Here is an 18147-nt window from a genome sequence, read left to right as displayed (position 1 = left end):
TGCCCATGTCCATGATCCGGAACACCCTGCTGGGCCTTGCCGCCTGCTTCACCCTGACCGCCCCCGCGGTGGCGCAGGACGCCCGCGTGCTCGACGCCTTCGAGACCACCGGCGCCTGGGAAGCGGACGCCTCGACCGACGTCTCCTCCGCGATCCGCACCGTGCCGGGCCGCAAGGGTCAGGCGCTGCGCCTCGACTTCGATTTCAACGGCCGCGCCGGCTATGCCTTTGCCGCGCGCGAGATCGATTTCGCCCTGCCCGAAAACTACGAGATCAGCTTCTGGGTGCGCGGCGTCGGCCCGCTCAACACCTTCGAGGTCAAGTTCACCGACGCGGAAAACGAGAACGTCTGGTGGCGCCAGACCACACGCTATGACTTCCCCGACGACTGGACCCTGTTCACCATCAAGCGCCGTCAGGTGACCAAGGCCTGGGGCCCGGGCGAGGATCCGGTCCTGCGTCAGGCCGAGCGGATGGAGTTTGTGGTGGTCGCCGCCGAGGGCGGGTCCGGCCATATCGAGATCGACCAGCTGACCCTGCGCGAACTTCCGCCCGAGCCCGCCGTGCCGCCGCGCCCGCTGGCGTCGGCCACGTCCGAGGCCGAGGGCTTTGCCGCCGCCAACGCCGTCGACGGCGATCCCTCCACCGTCTGGCGCACCGCCGACGGCGGTTTCCAGAACCTGACCCTCGACCTCGGCTATGAGCGCGAGTTCGGCGGCCTGACCCTGCGCTGGCAGGAGGACGGCTGGGCCGACCGCTACCGCGTCGACATCTCCAACGACGGTCGCGACTGGACCTTCCTGACCCAGGTCGACTACGGCGACGGCGGCACTGACTGGCTGCGCCTGCCCGAGACCTCGGCCCGTTACATCCAGCTGCAGCTGCTCGACGGCATGCCCCTCTATGGGCTCGCCGAGGTCGAGATCGAGCCGCTCGCCTTCGGCGCCGACCAGACCGCCTTCATCACCGCCGTGGCCTCGGAATCGCGGCGCGGCCTCTACCCCCGCGGCTTCCATGGCGAACAGCCGTACTGGACCCTGGTCGGGGTCGACGGCGGCGGTGAAAGCGGCCTGATGGGCGAGGACGGCGCGATCGAGCTGCGCCGGGGAGGCCCCTCGATCGAACCCTTCCTGCTGGAAGACGGCCGCCTGACCACCTGGGCCGACGTCAACATCACCCAGGGGCTGCGCGACGACGACCTGCCCATGCCCTGGGTTCAGTGGCAGGCCGATGGCCTGACGCTCAAGATCGAGGCCTTCGCCGACGGCACGCCCGAGGCCTCCCGCCTGTTCGGCCGCTACCATCTGACCAACACCTCGGACCGCGCCCGCACCGTCACCCTGGCCCTGATGGCGCGCCCCTATCAGGTCAATGGACCGAAGCAGTTCCTGGCCGTCCCCGGCGGAGTCGGCCCCATCGTCCAGATCGACTGGACGGGCGGCGAGCTGGTGCTGAACGACGACACCCGCGTGCGGCCGCTGGTCATGCCTGATGCGGTCGCCGCCTCCCTCTTCGCGTCGGGTGCGGATCCGCACAGCCTGCTGACCCAGCCCGACCGCCGTCAGCCCGTCGACGAGCGTCTGGTCGAGTCCGATGACGGCCTGATGGCCGGCGCCCTGTTCTATCAGGTGACCCTCCAGCCCGGCGAAACCCGTCAGTTCGGCTGGATGCTGCCCATGGCCGGTGTCCCCGATCCCCTGCCGGTCACCGGCTCGGTCGAGGCCGCTCTGGACGCCGTCGAGGACCGCGTCGCCGCTGACTGGCGCGCGAAGATCGACCGCGTCGACCTGATCCTGCCCCCCCAGGCCCAGCAGATCGAGGATGTGCTCAAATCCTCGCTGGCCCACATCCTGATGTCGCGTCAGGGGCCGATCCTCCAGCCCGGCACCCGCTCCTACAACCGCTCGTGGATCCGCGACGGCGCCATGATCGCCGAGGGGCTGAACCGCCTCGGCCATGCCGACATCTCGGCCGACTATCTGCGCTGGTTCGCCCCCTATGTGTTCGACAACGGCAAGGTGCCGTGCTGCGTCGACGCCCGAGGTGCCGACCCGGTCCCTGAGAACGACAGCCACGGCGAGTTCGTCTTCCTCGCCGCCGAGGTCTATCGCTACACCGGCGACCGCGCCCTGCTGCGCGACGTCTGGCCCCAGGTCGAGGGCGCCATCGACTATATGGATGACCTCCGTGCCGAGACCCGCACGGCCGAATTCCAGACCGCAGACACCCGCCACCTCTTCGGCCTCCTGCCCCCGACCATCAGCCACGAAGGCTATTCGGATAAGCCGGCGTACTCTTACTGGGACGACTTCTGGGGTCTGGTCGGCTACCGCGACGCCGTCTTCATCGCCGATGTGCTAGGCGAGGACGCGGCCGAGGCCCGGTTCGCCGCCGGTCGCGACCAGTTCAGCACCGACATCGCCAATGCCATCGTCGCCACCGCCGCCTTCCACGACATCGACTGGATCGCGGGCGCGGCCGACCGGGGCGATTTCGACGCCACCTCGACCACCATTGGCCTGTCGCCCGGCGGCCTGATCGACGTCCTGCCCCGGGACCTGCTGCGCCGGACTTTCGACCTCTACTGGCTGAATTTCGAGGCCCGCCGTACCGGCGACTGGACTCCCCTGATGGCCGAGGACTGGGAGCCCCGGCCCGACTGGCCCGACTACACCCCTTATGAACTGCGCTCGGTCGGCGCCTTCGTGCGGCTGGGCCAGCGCGACCGCGCCATCTCCGCCCTCGACTATTTCTTCGGCGACCTGCGCCCCGAGGCCTGGAACGGCTGGGCGGAGGTGGTCGGCCGGGATGCGCGCGAGCCGCGCTTCATCGGCGACATGCCCCACGCCTGGATCAGCTCCGACTACATCCGTTCGGCCCTGGACCTGTTCGTCCACGAGCGCGACCGCGACCACGCCCTGGTGCTGGCCGCCGGCATTCCGCTGGACTGGATCAATACGGAAGAGGGGGTCGGCATCCGCAATCTGCGCACCCCCTGGGGGCCCGTCAGCTGGCACCTGCGGCAGGCGGGCGGGGGCTATGTGCTCGACCTCGACACCACCGCCACGCCGCCCGGCGGCTTCGTCCTCGCCTGGCCGGAAGGCAGTCCGGTTCGATCCGCCCGCATCGACGGCCGCCCCGTCGACTGGTCCGGCGGCCCGCTCTCCATCCCCCCCGGCACCCGCCGCGTGGAGCTGCGGTAGGGCGACCCGATCCAAGGGGCTCGCCCATCCGACCCTTCTCCCCACCGGGGGAGAAGGTGTCAGGCGGAGCCTGACGGATGAGGGGGACGCCTGACACGACCCGCAAGCGTGCGCGCTTGCTCTCAACCGCCCCCTCATCCGAGCCGCTCTCGCGGCCCACCTTCTCCCCCGAGGGGAGAAGGACCGCTGACCCGATGCCTCCAGCCATCACAGCCGCCCCCGAAATTCCCCCACCCTATCAACACCCCCACCGTTTCCCGACCCGACTTCCTCACCTCACCCCGGGGCCGTGCCAACCTCTCCCCGTCTCCGCCGCAGGAGAGGCGCCTCGGGACCCAGGCACTGAAGCGGCGGCGGGGGCCGGTCGAGCGGGATTGCCTGGTGTAAACGCCGGGGTCCGGGGTGTTTCTGGACGCCTCGCCCGTCGCGGGCCGAGATGTCTGAAAGAGGTCGAACCGGGTCAAACGAGCCGGGGTGCGCAAGTTCGTCGGCGCCCCCGGTCCCGGCGGAAGAGACCGGAGCTTCAGACCGCTCGCGTGAACCGACCGGGGCGGCGCCAGGCTTGGGGCCGAAAATTCACACAGCGCCCGTAACGCGAAAGCAGGGCGCATACGGTTCCGGGCCCCCGGCCCATGCGCCGCCCGCCTCTCCATACCCTCTGCCCACCGGGCGAGAGGCACTTGCGCGCGTCTCCTCCCCCATCGGGGGAGGGGGACCGCCGAAGGTGGTGGAGGGGGCAGCGCCGCCGTCAGAATGGGGGGGCGCACCATCATCATCTACCCCGCCGCCCCCTGCCTTGTCATCGTTCAGTAACCTTAGGCCTTGTCCGGTTTTCCGTATCGTGGTCGAACTGCGACCAGGCGCGTCAGGTGGGGCGCGGAAGATTGGGAGTAAGCCGTTGAGTAGAACGGATGGAGGGAACGCCCTTGGCGTTTCGGCCGGGCTTCAGGCCCGACGCACACGGGGAGACAAGGCATGAGTCTCAACATCGTAATCATGGCGGGGCTGGTCATTACCCTGCTGACGGCCGTGCCGGTGATGACCCAGATCCTGCGGCATCACCCCAAGGGTCTGATCATCCTGTTCTTCGCCGAGATGTGGGAGCGTTTCTCCTACTACGGGATGCGCGGCATCCTGATCTTCTACCTGACCCAGCATTTCCTGTTCGACGATGCGACGGCGGGCGCCACCTACGGCTCCTACACCTCGCTGGTCTATCTGCTGCCGCTGGTCGGCGGCATTCTGGCGGACCGCTACATCGGCACCCGCAAGGCCATCGTCTTCGGTGCCATCCTGCTGGTCGCCGGTCACGGCCTGATGGGCTACGAAGGCCGCGCCGCGACCGAAACCCTCACCTATGCCGGCGCCGAATATCAGGTCGTCGGTGAAGGCCGTGGCGCCACCCGCGAGGTCGGCATCATGGTCGACGGACAGCGCTATGCCTTCGGTCCGGCCGAAGGCGGAGGGCTGGCCCTCGCCGAGCTTCCGGCCGGCTCCAGCCTGCCGGCTGTGCTTGAGCCCGGCAGCTATGAGATGAAGGCCGACCAGGATCCGATCGGGAAGAACGTCTTCTTCCTCGCCCTGTCGCTGATCATCATGGGCGTCGGCTTCCTCAAGCCGAACATCTCGACCATCGTGGGCCAGCTATATCCGCAGGGCGATCCCCGGCGGGATTCCGGCTTCACCCTCTACTACTACGGCATCAACCTCGGTGCCTTCTGGGCCGCGGTCCTCTGCGGCCTGCTCGGACAGACCGTCGGCTGGTGGGCGGGCTTCGGCCTCGCCGGGGTCGGCATGCTGGCCGGCCTGATCGTCTTCGTGCTGGGCAAGCCCCTGCTGCAGGGCAATGGTGAGCCGCCGAATCCGGCCCTCATCAAGCGCCCGGTTCTGGGACCGATCAACCGCGAGTGGCTGATCTACATCTGCGGCTTCCTCGGCGTCGCCATCGTGTGGTTCATGGTCCAGCGGAACGCCCTGGTCGGTACGGTGCTCAGCATCTCGACCCTGCTGTCGCTGGTGGCGATCATCTGGATCATTGCCTTTGTCTGCAAAACCTGGGTCCAGCGTCAGCGCATGATGCTGGCGCTCGTGCTGATCTTCGGCGCGGTGGTGTTCTTCACCCTGTTCGAACAGGCCGGCACCTCGCTGAACCTGTTCGCTGACCGGAACGTCGACCTGACCATCACCCCGGTCGCCATGCAGTTCCTCGGCATCACCATCGGTACGCCGGACCAGCTGGCCGCCGCGGGCATCACGCCCACGGGCTTCTGGATCGATGCCACCATCACGGCTGCCCAGGTCCAGTCGTTCAACGCCGGCTTCATCTTGATCTTCGCCCCGATCTTCGCGGCGATGTGGGCCTTCCTGGCCAGCAAGAACCTCGACCCCAACCCGACCATGAAGTTCGGTCTGGGTCTCGTCCAGGTGGGCCTCGGCTTCCTGGTCGTCGTGTGGGCCGCCGGTTCCGGCATGGTCAGCAGCGCCTTCCAGATGCCGCTGATCATCCTGGCGCTGCTCTACATGCTGCACACCACGGGTGAGCTGTTCCTGTCCCCGGTCGGCCTGTCCGAGATCACCAAGCTGTCGCTGGCCTCCGTGGTCAGCTTCATGATGGCGGTGTGGTTCCTGGCCAGCTCGATTGCCCAGTTCGTCGGCGGCCAGATCGCCGGGCTGATGGGCACCGAGACCGTCGGCGGCCAGGTTCTGGACCCCGCGGGCGCGCTCGCCACCTCGCTGGACGGCTTCTCCAAGCTGGGCTGGTGGGGTGTCGGCATCGGCGTGGCCTTCATCGTGATCAGCTTCGTGATCAAGGGCTGGTCGCACGGGGCCAATATCGACAGCAACCACCCCGGTCCCGATCTGACCGATCGTGGCCAGCAGGATGCCAACGTCGGCAAGCCCGAACAGGTCTGACGACCGGCATTGATGAAAAGAGGGGGCGGGGCCGGTCGGCTCCGCCCCTTTTTTTGCGGGCTTACAGGGTCTTGCGGATCTGCAGGAACAGCCACGACCCGCGCGTCTGGCTGTAGGTCTCGCGATACGACAGCGGCGCCGTGTTGCGCGGCCCGGAATAGATGTCGCGCTGCCGCCACTGCTCCATGTCGGTCAGATTGGCCGCATCGACCCGCAGCGTCAGGTCGGGGGTCGGCTTCCACTGGACGAACAGGTTGAACTGGGGCTCGTTGTCGGTGAAGCGCACCTCGCGGATGCGATAGCTGGTGCCGGCGTCCATGTCGCAGCCGTGGTTGCCGCCCCACGACCAGCGCCCGCCGTCCAGGTCCTGGGTGAAGGTCACCCCGCAGCCAAAGCCGTCATCGCCGGAAAAGCGGTGGGTCTCGCCGGTCAGCGGATCCTCGATCCCGGTCTCGCGGTGGGCCACCCGCGCGATCAGCCGGCCTCCGGGCACACCCAGCCGGTCCAGCGGCAGGGTCGTGCGGACCTCGAACTCGGTCTGGGTGCCGGTGCCGATATTGCCCAGCGCCTCGAACCCCCCGACCAGCGGGATGATGTCGATGTAGTCCTCGACCACCGCATGGGTCAGCCGCGCCGTGACCGAGCCCTCCTCCCAGAAGCGCCGCTCGTAGATCGCCTCGTAGTAGGTCGTCTTTTCCGGCTCCAGATCAGCGTTGCCTGCCTCCACCTGGCCCAGGTCCACCTCGGCCGAGGCGGCAAAGTCGTCAAAGTCCAGCTGGCCGACTTCCCGCTCGATGCGGAAGCGGAACTGGTGGTTGGGGGCCGGCGTCCAGGTCACCAGAACCCTCGGCTTGGGATAGACCAGCGTCTTGGACGTATCGGTATCGCCCGACTGCCGGATCTCCGACGCCTCGACCCGCAGGCCCCCCTCGACCGTCAGCCGGGGATCGGGCCGCCAGGTCGTCTGGCCGAACACCTCGCCGCGCAGTTCCTCGACCAGCACCGAGGCCCCCGGCAGGGCCACCGGCACGCCGTTCTCCTCATAGGCACTGTCGGTATCGAGGAAGTTGTAGGCCACCTCGCCGCCGCCTTCCCACGACCAGCGGTCGTTGCGGCGGTGGCGGACCACGACCCGGCCGATGCTCTCGCCCTCGGTCGTGTCGCCACTGAACACCCCGGTGCGGCCCGTGCGGATGAAGCCCGACTGGTATTCGGACTGCTCCAGCCGCTGCAGCGCTGTCAGCTCCAGCTCGGAGACGTCGCCCAGCGCCCGCGTCCAGCGCGCGCCCAGCTCGCCCGAGACGCTCTCGTTCGACTCCTGGCTGACGTCGTCGTCGCCCGCGCCCGACAGGATGAAGACGTCCTGCTCCCGGTCGCTGTCGTACAGCGACACCAGGGCGTTGACGCGCAACAGGCCGCCCGCCTGGGGCCTCTGGATCGCGCCCGAGGCCCGGATGTTGCGGTACCGGTCCCAGGAGTCGACCTCGGCATCCTGGATCAGTACGCCGGAGGGGCTGAACCGCTGGCGCCGTCCCTGGCTGGTGCCGGATGTCCGGTCGGTCGTGGCGCTGATCGCGCCCTCGATCAGATTGTCGCCGGCCCGCCGGGAGTACTGCGCGCTCAGGATCGGACCCAGATAGCCGTCGTCATAGATGTAGGTGTCCAGACCAATGGCCCGCTCGACCGTCACCGTGGCCTTCAGCACCACATTGGCGACGACCGCCCGGCCCTGCATGTCGATGCCGGGGGCGCCGCCGGTGATGACCTCGATATAGTCGACGCTCTCGGCGGGGATCCGCTCCAGCAGGGTGTCGACGCCCTCGCTCTTGTTCGACGGATGCCGTCCGTTGATCAGCACATTGCCCGAGGTGCCGGCCAGTCCGCGCGTGTTCGAACTGCCATTGCTGATGCCGAAGGCGGGCAGGCGCTCGACCATGTCCAGCGCGGTGCGCGGCTGGATATCGGCGAAGAACACGGGGTCGTAGATCAGCACCCCCGGGCGGGTGGCATCCGACCGCGCCTCGGCCACGCCGGCCATGCCCGCGTCCTGCGCCAGGGCCGGACTGGCCAGTGCCAGCAGCAGGGCGCCCGTTGCCGCGCCGGTGAGCCAGGTGCTCGAAGTCATGTCGCCTCCCGATTTTGCGGCCACCCATACCGCCTGAACCGTCAATCGCCAGTTACAAGCGGGAAAGGTGGCCGCGTTCGGGGATCAGAACGTCTTGCGGACGCGCAGCGAGACAAAGGTCCGCGGATCGATCTCGCGCCGCTCGATGAAGGCGATGGGCCGGGGCGAGGTGCGATCGGAATAGACCGTCCGTTCGACGTCAAAATTGTCCCACAGGTTCAGCTGGGCGCGGACCGACAGGCTGGGCGTCGGCTTGTACTCGGCCGCCAGTTCGAAATAGTCGCCGCCCTTCCAGCCGACCGTCTGATCGGGGTCATAGGTGGTCTGGCCCAGCACCGGGATCCAGGCGACGCTCCAGTTGACCTTCCAGCTGGTGATGTCCTGGCTGAAGGACACCACGGGCTGCCGGGCCCGCACACCGGAGATGGCGCGCGCCTCGCCGGTCGTGGGGTCGGTGACCTCGGTCTTGTTCCAGTCGTTGCGGAAGCCGAACTGGCCGCCGGAAATGCCCAGCTTGTCGGTGGGCACTGTGATGTTCAGCGACAGCTGGTCCAGCGTTCCGTCGCCGATGTTGCCGACGGCGGACAGGCCGCCCTGCAGGGGGATCAGGTCGATCACGTTGCCGATTTCGTCATGGCGCAGGCCGATGCTGACGATGCCGTCACCCCAGAAGCGGCGCTCGAAGGTCAGCTCGCTGATCCAGCGGTCCTCGGGTTCCAGGTCGGCATTGCCGCCCAGCACATTCTGGTCGTCCAGCTGGGCACTGGCGGCAAAGTCGCCGAAGGACAGCTGGCCGACCTCGCGCTCGAAACGGGCCCGGACCTGGGTGTTGGCCATCGGCGTCCAGCTGACCTGCACGCGGGGCTTGGCGAAGAAGAAGGACTTTTCGGTGTCGGTATCGCCCGACTGGCTGATGGTCGAATGCTCCAGACGCAGGCCGCTTTCCAGCGACAGGGTGGGCGAGATGCGCCAGCTGCTCTTGCCGAACACCTCGGCCCGGGTCTCCTCGACGAGCACCGTGGCCGAGGGCAGCACCACAGGGGTCCCGCCGATCGAGAAGGCCTGTTCGGTGTCCAGACGATTGTAGGCGACCTCGCCACCGCCCTCGAAGGTCAGGGCCTCGGAGCGCTCGAAGCGCAGCAGTCCGCGGGCGATCGTCTCGGAGGCCTCGCCGACCGATTCGAACAGCTGCTCCGGCTCGGGACCTCCGCCCAGATCGGCGTTGTAGGTCGAGACCGAGTCAAAGTCAGAGAACTCGTGGATGAAGCGCGTCTCCATCGACAGTCGATCGCCCAGCGTTCGGGTGTAGACGACGCCGAACTCGCCCGAAGTGCCGTCCTCGTCATAGCGGCTCTGGCGGAAGGTGCCGGTCCCGGTGAACTGGTCATAGCTGTGCCAGTCGTTGGTGCCGTAGCGGGCCGTCAGGTCGATCTTGCCGCCAAAGGCCGGGGCCGCATAGTTGCCGCGCAGTCCCTGGCCCCCGCCGTAGCCGTCGTTCTCGAAGGCCTCCTCCCGCAGGATCGTGCCGTCTGCCGCGCGCCGGATCGAGGGTCCTGCGCCGTTGGAGTCGCTCATGCCCATGCCGTCCGACAGGGTGAAGCCCCAGGATCGTTCCCCGTCGCGGGCGGTGAACTGGTATGAGCCCCCGAAGATGTCCGTGCCCCCGTCGAACAGGGTGGCATTGCCGGTGACGACCGTCTGGCGGCTGCTTTCGCTCTTCAGGATCACATTCACGACCACCGAATAGCCCTGCATGTCGATGCCGGGCGCGCCGCCGCGGATCAGCTCGATACGTTCGACCTGCGAGACGAGGGTGCGTGACAGAACCGACGATCCGCTGTCGTTCTTGGACGCCGGTCGCGCACCGTTGATCAGGATGTTGCCGACGGCCCCCTCAAAGCCGCGACCGCCGTCGCCGTTGCTGACCGAGAAGCCGGGCACCCGCTGAACCATGTCGAGGGCCGTGTTCGGGTTCTGGTCGGCGAAGAAGTCGGGTGTGAAGACCAGGATGCCCTGATCCCTGTTGTTGGCGCTCGCGCCGGGGCTGGCCGTGCCGTCGCCGCGTGCCTCCTGGGCCAGGGCCTGGGGGGGTAGCGCCAGGGTGATGGCGGCAGCGGCGGTCGTGATCAGAAGTTTGTTACGCGTCATGAATATTCCCCTCGTCGATGACGAGAGGTGTGGTCTTTCAAGTTGACGCGAACCAGTTACAAGTTCGATAGGTAGGTTAAATGATCTTCATGACGAGATATACATGATATTACTTGGCGGTAATGTGTGGGGCAGGGGCGTGGCGCGCGGCGTTGCGGGCCTGCTGGCAGCGACCCTGGTGGCGCTGGGAAGCGGTGCTCCGGTGCAGGCCCAGGAGGCCGAAACCTCCGTCGACGAGATCGTGGTCATGGCCCGGCGGTCCGGCGCGCCCATGTGGGAGATCACACGGGGCGATTCGACCGTCCTGCTGGTCGGGGCCATCCAAGCCGTGCCCGCCGGCGTCGAGTGGCGCCCGGATGCCCTCGAGCAGGCCACGCGCCGTGCACAGAGGGTCTACTTTCCCCAGAAAGCGAATGTCTCACCGGCCGACATCTTCCGCCTCATCTGGCGGTCGCGCACCCTGACCCGCATGCCGGAGGGGCGGACCAGCGCCGACTATCTGTCGGCCGAATGGCAGGGGCGGCTGGATGCGCTGGAACTGCGCTATGGCGAGGACTGGTCGCAGGACAGCTTCCTGATCGTTTCCAGCGAGCTGCTGTCCGATAAGCTGGGGCTGCGGGATCGCGGCAATCAGGAAGTCGGCGAGGTCGTCCGTCGGGCCGCGCGCCGGGCCCGGGTGCCGGTCACCTCCATCGGCAGTGTGCGCGGCGATGCCCTGATCGACGATCTGCTGACGCGTCCGCCGGAAACCTGGGTGCCGTGCATGGAAGCCTCGATCGCCGCTGTGGAGGCCGGTCCGGACGCGGTCCAGGCGCGCGGCCTGGCCTGGACGCGCTTTGATGTGCCGGCCGTCATGGAGTCGCCGATCGAGGGGGCCCTGTCGCAATGCTGGCCGTGGGGCGACCCCGCCCTAGGGACCCTTCTGCGCGGCCAGTGGATCAGCGCCGTCGAGGGGGCGCTCCGTGAGCCCGGCGTGACGCTGGCGGTCGCGCCGTTGCGCGTGCTGGCCGAGACGGGCGGCGTGCTGGACGATCTGGAACGCCGGGGCTTCGACATTGTCGGCCCCGACTGGCGGGACGATCAGCGGGGCGACTAGAGCGCCGTCCCGCCGACCGTCAGGCCGCCGATCTTCAGGCTGGGCTGGCCGATGCCGACCGGCACGCCCTGTCCGCCCTTGCCGCACACCCCCACGCCGGGGTCGAACGCGAAGTCGTCGCCGATCATGGTGATGTTGGTCAGGGCCGTGGCGCCGTCCCCGATCAGGGTCGCGCCCCGGACGGGTGCCGTGATCTTGCCGTCCTCGATCAGATAGGCCTCGGTGCACTGGAAGACGAATTTGCCGTTCGTGATATCGACCTGGCCCCCGCCGAAGTTGGCGGCGTACAGCCCACGCTTGGTCGAGGCGATCATGTCGGCCCGGCTGTCCTTGTCGCCCTCCATGAAGGTGTTGGTCATGCGCGGCATCGGCGGGTGGGCAAAGGACTGGCGGCGGGCATTGCCCGTGGCCCGGGCGCCGAGCTTCCGCGCGCTCAGCCGGTCGTGCATCAGGCCGACCATGATGCCGTCCTCGATCAGCACGGAGCGCGAGGTCGGCGTGCCCTCGTCATCGACGGTCAGCGATCCCCGCCGACCCGCGATCGAGCCATCGTCGACGACGGTCACGCCGGGGGCGGCCACCCGCTTGCCCATCATGCCGGAGAAGACCGAGCTGCCCTTGCGGTGAAAGTCGCCCTCGAAGCCGTGGCCGACCGCCTCGTGCAGCAGCACGCCGGGCCAACCCGCGCCCAACACCACATCCATCTCGCCGGCCGGGCAATCGACGGCCTCGAGATTGACCAGCGCCTGACGCAGGGCCTCGTCGACCTGGGCCTGCCAGCGGTCAGGTGCGATCCAGGCTTCGAAGCCCGCGCGGCCCCCGGCGCCCGCCGAGGCACTCTCGCGCCGACCGTTCTGTTCGACGGTCACCGACACATTCAGCCGGACCAGCGGGCGGATGTCTCGAACGCCGCGCCCGTCGGCGCGCAGGATCTCGATGTCGCGATGCTCGCCGGCCAGCGAGACCGAGACCTGAACCACGCGGGGATCGCGCGCCCGCGCCCAGGCGTCGATCTCGGACAGCAGGGCGATCTTGTCGGAGAAGGCCGGGGAGGCGAGGGGGTCGACGGGGGCATAGAGCTGCTGGTTGGTCGCGCGCGGAGGCTCGGCGGGCGTGCCGTTCCGCCCGCCCGTCGCGAGGGCGGCCGTCTCTGCCGAGCGCCGGATCGACGCAGCGTCGACCACGCTGGAATGGGCATAGCCGGCGGTCTCGTCGGACACGACCCGGAGGCCGAAGCCCTCATGGGCGTCATAAGCGGCCGCCTTCAGCCGGCCGTCATCGAACACCAGCGATTCGCTCTCGGCCTTCTCGAGGAACAGCTCCCCGTCATCGGCCCCGGTCATGGCCTCGGCCAGAATGGCGCGCGCCGACTCGGGTGACAGATCGGCGGCCTCCAGCAGGGAGGGCGTCGAGGCGGGGGAGGGGGACTGGGTCATATCTCCGAAATAGGAGGTGGAGGCGGCGAAGTCACGGGTCTCGCGTGACAGGCGCCGAGGCCTGCGCGCCGTTATCGAAATGTGGCGGAACCTTGGTCAGGCGCAGCGGTTGAAGTGGCGACACCGGCCGCATGCGGATGTCCCGCCCTGCGGCTGCGGAGGAGATACACCATGAAAAAGATCCTGCTGACGTCCGCGACCATGGCTGCCGCTGCCCTCGCCCTTTCGGCCTGCGGCGACAATGAGCGTACGGCCGAAGCCGACACCTCGGTCGCCGAGGCGGAGGTCACCACCGAGATGCCGGAATCCGCCGTGAGCGACGCGCAGCTGGAGGCGACCGCCAATCGCGCTGCCGCCGAAGCCAGCCAGCCCCAGCCGGGCTCGCTGACGACGGATGGTCAAGCCCCTGCGCCGGAGACTGCGCCCGTCCAGTAGGCGGAAGACGTTCAGGCGGCGGAACCGATGTCCCGGTTCGCGCCGCCTGAGTCGCCGGTCGTCTGAGGGTCAGGGCTGATGCACGTCGCCCGACCCCGAGATGCGGCTGTCCACGCTCTCCGGGCGGCGGGTCAGGGTGACGTCGCCCGAGCCCGAGATAGCGATGGTCGCGCGGCCGGTCGGCGCCACCGTGGCATCGCCCGAGCCCGAGATGCTCACATTGGCATCCCGCGTATCCAGTCGATCCAGTTCCACATCGCCGGAGCCGTTGATGTCGAGCTCGACCGCGTCAGTGCGGCCCTGCGCGGTGATCTCGCCCGAGCCGGAGAGATCCAGGTCGATGCGCGGCTGGTCGTAGTCGCGGATATCGAGGTCCCCGGACCCCTCCAGGGTGAACCGCGTCACCGACGGCGCCGTGACGGTCACCTGAAGCCGGTCGAGGGCATCCCATCCCCGAATGCGGCCGCCGCGCCAGCTGATGTAGACATCCTCGTCGCCGTCCGTCAGGTCGATACGACCGCCCTCGATACGCACCCGCTCGACGACGGACTCCGGACCGGTGATCGTGACCTCGGCCTTGTCGCCCTGGACGTAGCGGACGTTGCCGCTGAAGGCGAGCGTCAGGGCATCGCCGCCATCCCAGTTGAGCGTACGGGTGACCTCGGGCCCCGCGTCGGGGGCATCGGAGCCGGAAACCCGCTCGAAGCGGACACGGTCGCCGTCGTCATCGACGATCGTCCACGTCCAACCATTGGCGGCCAGTTCACGCCCGCCGAGGGCGAACGCCCCGGCCAGACAGACGACGGACAGGACCAGGGCTGCCACGGCGATGATCAGAAAGTTGCGGATCATGATGATTCTCCGGGACAGGGGTTCAGGAAGCCTGGGGCTCAAGCGCGGGCTTGAGCAGGCGATAGTGGAGACGGGCGAACCAGACGACGCCGTTGACCAGCCAGATCGAGAAGACGGTCAGGATGGCGGCGATCGTCACCGAGGCGGCCATGAAGCCCAGGCCGGCGAGAATGGCCGCGAAGGCACCACCCGGCGGGGACGCAAAGGGGCCTGCCACCATGATCCCCAGGCCTGCGGCAAAGAAGCCGAGTGCCGCCGCGTAGCCGCCAAGGATCACGCCGATCACGCTCATCAGAAGCGGCAGCAGGAACAGGATGTCGAGCGCGCCCAGCCCCAGCACGGCGAGGATCGCGGCCGTGGCGGAGGAGGGGTTCTGCTCCTGATGCCAGCGGCGAATACCCGCCTCGGCCTTCAGTTCGCGCGCCAGCCGGTCCGGGTTGCCGAGCGCCTCGGCCACCTCGGCTTCGCTGCGCCCCTCGGCCAGTCCGTCCTCGAAATGCGATTCGTAGTCATTGAGAATGTCCGCGGCGGCGCTGGTCGGCATGCCGACCAGACCGGTCTTGAGCCGGGACATGAATTCGGCGCGGGTCATCAGGCGTCTCCCCCCTTTTGGGTGTCGGGTGTTTCGGGTGCGGTGGTCGCGTCGCCGGCGACCAGGCTGTCGACCGCGTCGGCGAACCGGCGCCACTCGCGGCCCTGACCCTGCAGGGCCTGATGCCCCGCCTCGGTCAGGCGATAGTATTTGCGGGACGGGCCGGCGGGCGATTCGACCAGATAGGTCTCGACCCACCCGTCGCTCTGCATGCGGCGCATCAGCGGGTAGATGGTGCCTTCCCCCATGTCGATCGCGTCCGACAGGCGGCTGGCGATCTCATAGGCATAGCTGTCTTCCCGCGCGAGCAGCGCCAGGACGCACAGTCCCAGCACTCCCTTCTTCAGCTGGATTTCAATCGGCTCGGGCAAATGGGCCTCCTTTGATGACCCATTGGCTATCGCAAGCTATTGGTCAGTGCAAGGTAGCTTGCAAAACATGAAGACGATTTAATTTCCGGGTGCGGCGTCATGGAGCGGCTTTGATACGTCTCCGTCGCTTGGCAATCGCGAAACAGGGGGATAAGGACCGCCCATCACACTACGCCCGAGGGGCCGGGTGCGTCTGCGATCCGTTCGCAGATCGCTCGTAGGAAAGTTTGAGATGAGGACGTCTGCGATGGCATCGGGCATTCGCGCCCTTAAGGCAGCCACGGCGGCAGTGACCGCTTCGATCGGCGCCACGATCATGGTGGGGGCTTCGGCCATGCCCGCCCTTGCCCAGGACCTGCTGGGTCAGCCCACGCCCGGCGGCATCGACCTGCAGCCCGCAGCGTCGCCGCTGAAGCATGACGCCATCTGGTTCCACAATGTGATCCTGCTGCCGGTAATCACCGCCATCGTGCTGCTGGTGCTGGGCCTGCTGATCTGGGTTGTGGTTCGCTACAACAAGAAGTCCAACCCGGTGCCGGCTCGCTGGAGCCACAACACCCTGGTCGAGGTGATCTGGACGGTCCTTCCGGTCGTGATCCTGCTGGTGATCGCCCTGTTCTCGTTCCGACTGCTTTACGACTACGAGGACATGCCCGATCCCGACCTGACCGTGAAGGTGACCGGCAACCAGTGGAACTGGGCCTATGAATATCCGGATCAGGCCGTGTCGGAATATATCTCCAACATGCTGCCGGAAGAGGACGCCCTCGCCCGCAACGTGCCCTACCGTCTGGCGGCCGATGAGCCGATGGTGGTGCCGGTCGGCAAGACCGTGCGTCTGCTGGTCACGGCCTCGGACGTGATCCACTCGGTCGCCCTGCCGGCCTTTGGTCTGAAGACCGACGCCGTGCCCGGCCGCACCAATGAGACCTGGTTCCGCGCCGAGCGCACCGGTGTCTATTACGGCCAGTGCTCGGAACTGTGCGGTGTCGATCACGCCTTCATGCCGATCGAGATCCGCGTGGTGACCGAGGCCGAGTTCGCCGCCTGGGTCGCCTCGAAGGGCGGATCCATGACGGCTGCTGCCGATGCGGAGGCTGCGGCCGCCGCTGAAGCCGCCGCTGCCGAAGAGGCGCCGGCTGCCGAGGTGCCCGCCGCCGAGGCCCCCTCCACCGAAGATACGGCGGCCACCCCCGCCGCCGCTCAATAAGTTACGCGAGAGCCCGAAACGACCATGGCCACCGCACACGCCGCCCACGCCGATCACGACCACAAGCCCGGGTTCTTCACCCGCTGGTTCCTGTCGACCAACCACAAGGACATCGGCACCCTGTATCTGCTGTTCGCCATCATGGCGGGCATCGTCGGCGGCGCCCTGTCGGGCCTGATCCGCTGGGAACTGGCCGAGCCGGGCATGCAGGTGTTCGTGCCGGGCGGTCTGGTCGATCAGCTGGGCCTGATCGAAGCGTCCAAGCACGGCTATAACGTCACCGTCACGGCCCACGCCCTGATCATGATCTTCTTCATGGTCATGCCCGCCATGATCGGCGGCTTCGGCAACTGGTTCGTGCCGATCATGATCGGCGCGCCCGACATGGCCTTCCCGCGCATGAACAACATCTCGTTCTGGCTGCTGGTCGCGGCCTGGGTGCTGCTGTGCCTGTCGATGTTCGTCGATGGCGGCCCGGGTACGGGCTTCGGCGGGGGCTGGACCATCTATCCGCCGCTCTCGACCGCCGGCCACACCGGCCCGGCCATGGATCTGGCGATCTTCTCGCTGCACGTCGCGGGTGCCAGCTCGATCCTCGGCGCCATCAACTTCATCACCACCATCTTCAACATGCGCGCCCCGGGCATGACCCTGCACCGGATGCCGCTGTTCGCCTGGTCGGTGCTGATCACCGCCTTCCTGCTGCTGCTGTCGCTGCCGGTTCTGGCCGGAGCCATCACCATGCTGCTGACCGACCGCAACTTCGGCACCAGCTTCTTCGATCCTGCCGGCGGTGGTGATCCGGTGATGTTCCAGCACCTGTTCTGGTTCTTCGGTCACCCCGAGGTGTACATCCTGATCCTGCCGGGCTTCGGCATCATCAGCCACATCGTCTCGACCTTCTCGAAGAAGCCCGTGTTCGGCTATCTGGCCATGGCCTACGCCATGGTGGCGATCGGCTTCATCGGCTTCGTCGTGTGGGCGCACCACATGTACACCGTCGGCATGACCGTGAACCTGCGCGCCTATTTCGTGGCGGCCACCATGGTCATCGCCGTGCCGACAGGGGTGAAGATCTTCAGCTGGATCGCGACCATGTGGGGCGGTTCGCTGGACTTCAAGACGCCCATGCTGTGGGCCATTGGCTTCATCTTCCTGTTCACCGTCGGCGGCGTGACCGGCGTGGTGCTGGCCAATGCGGGCATCGATTACAGCCTGCACGACACCTACTACGTCGTGGCGCACTTCCACTATGTGCTGTCTCTGGGCGCCGTGTTCGCCATCTTCGCGGGCTTCTACTACTGGTTCGAGAAGATGTTCGGCGTGAAGTACAACGAGTTCCTCGGCGCCGCGCACTTCTGGATCATGTTCGTCGGCGTGAACGTGATCTTCTTCCCGCAGCACTTCCTCGGCCTGCAGGGCATGCCGCGCCGCTACATCGACTATGCGGACGCCTACACCCTGTGGAACCAGGTCTCGTCGTGGGGCTATGTCATCACGGTCGTGGGCGTGGTGGTCTTCCTGATCATGCTGATCGAAGCCGCCATCCGTCGCCGTCCGGGCGTCGCCAACCCCTGGGGTGAAGGCGCCACGACCCTCGAATGGACCCTCTCGTCGCCCCCGCCGCATCACCAGTTCAACGAACTGCCGGTGGTCAAGGACGAGGATCACCACTGATCGACCGGGCATCGGCCCTGACGATCTGAAGTCGACGTCCCGGGGCCGTCCCTTCCTTGCGAGGGGGCGGTCCCGGTCTTTCAAGGACC

Annotated in this window: 12 protein-coding genes; 6 read left to right on the top strand and 6 right to left on the bottom strand. The window is 67.6% G+C overall.

Translation table 11 applies throughout. The annotated features are described in order from the left end of the window. Nucleotides 1–5: 5 nt before the first annotated feature. Both LC068_RS05425 and LC068_RS05420 read left to right on the top strand, forming a co-directional pair. Nucleotides 6–3203, top strand: a complete 3198-nt coding sequence (locus LC068_RS05425; RefSeq protein WP_226635166.1) for a discoidin domain-containing protein — start codon at nucleotides 6–8, stop codon at nucleotides 3201–3203. Between the two features lie 975 nt (nucleotides 3204–4178). Further along, nucleotides 4179–6116 (top strand): peptide MFS transporter, encoded by a 1938-nt coding sequence (locus LC068_RS05420; RefSeq protein WP_226635164.1) that lies wholly within the window; start codon nucleotides 4179–4181, stop codon nucleotides 6114–6116. Nucleotides 6117–6177: 61 nt separating this feature from the next. Here LC068_RS05420 and LC068_RS05415 read toward each other — a convergent pair whose 3' ends face one another. Next, entirely contained in the window at nucleotides 6178–8241 is a 2064-nt protein-coding gene (locus LC068_RS05415; RefSeq protein ID WP_226635162.1) for a TonB-dependent receptor plug domain-containing protein, read from the bottom strand. 84 nt (nucleotides 8242–8325) lie between these two features. Then, nucleotides 8326–10389, bottom strand: coding sequence for a TonB-dependent receptor plug domain-containing protein (locus LC068_RS05410; RefSeq protein ID WP_226635159.1), 2064 nt, complete (start codon nucleotides 10387–10389; stop codon nucleotides 8326–8328). Between the two features lie 139 nt (nucleotides 10390–10528). Here LC068_RS05410 and LC068_RS05405 point away from each other — a divergent pair, with 139 nt between their 5' ends. After that, a complete protein-coding gene (locus tag LC068_RS05405) occupies nucleotides 10529–11485 on the top strand; it encodes a TraB/GumN family protein (protein ID WP_226635157.1) in 957 nt (318 codons plus the stop codon). Here LC068_RS05405 and tldD read toward each other — a convergent pair. Next, nucleotides 11482–12921: a metalloprotease TldD gene (tldD, locus tag LC068_RS05400; RefSeq protein WP_226635155.1), complete on the bottom strand. Its 1440-nt coding sequence runs from the start codon at nucleotides 12919–12921 to the stop codon at nucleotides 11482–11484. The two genes, LC068_RS05405 and tldD, sit on opposite strands and share 4 nt — an antisense overlap. A 171-nt stretch (nucleotides 12922–13092) precedes the next feature. Between tldD and LC068_RS05395 the strand changes: the two genes are divergently transcribed. Further along, nucleotides 13093–13356, top strand: a complete 264-nt coding sequence (locus tag LC068_RS05395) for a hypothetical protein (protein WP_226635153.1) — start codon at nucleotides 13093–13095, stop codon at nucleotides 13354–13356. Nucleotides 13357–13425: 69 nt separating this feature from the next. Here LC068_RS05395 and LC068_RS05390 read toward each other — a convergent pair whose 3' ends face one another. The 3 genes from LC068_RS05390 to LC068_RS05380 are packed head-to-tail and all read right to left on the bottom strand — an operon-like array spanning nucleotide 13426 to nucleotide 15171. Beyond that, nucleotides 13426–14208, bottom strand: a complete 783-nt coding sequence (locus LC068_RS05390) for a GIN domain-containing protein (protein ID WP_226635151.1) — start codon at nucleotides 14206–14208, stop codon at nucleotides 13426–13428. A 22-nt stretch (nucleotides 14209–14230) separates the two neighbouring features. Further along, nucleotides 14231–14800: a DUF1700 domain-containing protein gene (locus tag LC068_RS05385; protein WP_226635149.1), complete on the bottom strand. Its 570-nt coding sequence runs from the start codon at nucleotides 14798–14800 to the stop codon at nucleotides 14231–14233. Continuing rightward, on the bottom strand, nucleotides 14800–15171 hold the full coding sequence (locus LC068_RS05380; protein WP_226635147.1) for a PadR family transcriptional regulator: 372 nt from the start codon (nucleotides 15169–15171) through the stop codon (nucleotides 14800–14802). Before LC068_RS05380 ends, LC068_RS05385 begins: the two co-directional genes overlap by 1 nt. Nucleotides 15172–15418: 247 nt before the next feature. On the opposite strand from LC068_RS05380, the gene coxB reads away from it, so the two are divergent. Beyond that, entirely contained in the window at nucleotides 15419–16381 is a 963-nt protein-coding gene (gene coxB / locus LC068_RS05375; RefSeq protein WP_404825188.1) for a cytochrome c oxidase subunit II, read from the top strand. A 24-nt stretch (nucleotides 16382–16405) separates the two neighbouring features. Next, a complete protein-coding gene (gene ctaD / locus LC068_RS05370) occupies nucleotides 16406–18058 on the top strand; it encodes a cytochrome c oxidase subunit I (protein ID WP_226635143.1) in 1653 nt (550 codons plus the stop codon). Nucleotides 18059–18147: the final 89 nt, after the last annotated feature.

Origin of the sequence: Brevundimonas poindexterae (assembly GCF_020524625.1) — a bacterium.
GTDB classification, from domain to species: domain Bacteria; phylum Pseudomonadota; class Alphaproteobacteria; order Caulobacterales; family Caulobacteraceae; genus Brevundimonas; species Brevundimonas poindexterae_A.
Note: the sequence above shows the minus strand (reverse complement) of the source record. Positions and strands in the feature narration are given on the sequence as shown.

Bases quoted from the DNA above. Each gene is read 5' to 3' on its own strand.
- LC068_RS05395 (WP_226635153.1), top strand. From the start codon at position 13,093: ATGAAAAAGATCCTGCTGACGTCCGCGACCATGGCTGCCGCTGCCCTC.
- coxB (WP_404825188.1), top strand. From the start codon at position 15,419: ATGGCATCGGGCATTCGCGCCCTTAAGGCAGCCACGGCGGCAGTGACC.
- LC068_RS05410 (WP_226635159.1), bottom strand. From the start codon at position 10,389: ATGACGCGTAACAAACTTCTGATCACGACCGCCGCTGCCGCCATCACC.
- ctaD (WP_226635143.1), top strand. From the start codon at position 16,406: ATGGCCACCGCACACGCCGCCCACGCCGATCACGACCACAAGCCCGGG.
- LC068_RS05385 (WP_226635149.1), bottom strand. From the start codon at position 14,800: ATGACCCGCGCCGAATTCATGTCCCGGCTCAAGACCGGTCTGGTCGGC.
- LC068_RS05420 (WP_226635164.1), top strand. From the start codon at position 4,179: ATGAGTCTCAACATCGTAATCATGGCGGGGCTGGTCATTACCCTGCTG.
- LC068_RS05415 (WP_226635162.1), bottom strand. From the start codon at position 8,241: ATGACTTCGAGCACCTGGCTCACCGGCGCGGCAACGGGCGCCCTGCTG.
- tldD (WP_226635155.1), bottom strand. From the start codon at position 12,921: ATGACCCAGTCCCCCTCCCCCGCCTCGACGCCCTCCCTGCTGGAGGCC.
- LC068_RS05390 (WP_226635151.1), bottom strand. From the start codon at position 14,208: ATGATCCGCAACTTTCTGATCATCGCCGTGGCAGCCCTGGTCCTGTCC.
- LC068_RS05425 (WP_226635166.1), top strand. From the start codon at position 6: ATGTCCATGATCCGGAACACCCTGCTGGGCCTTGCCGCCTGCTTCACC.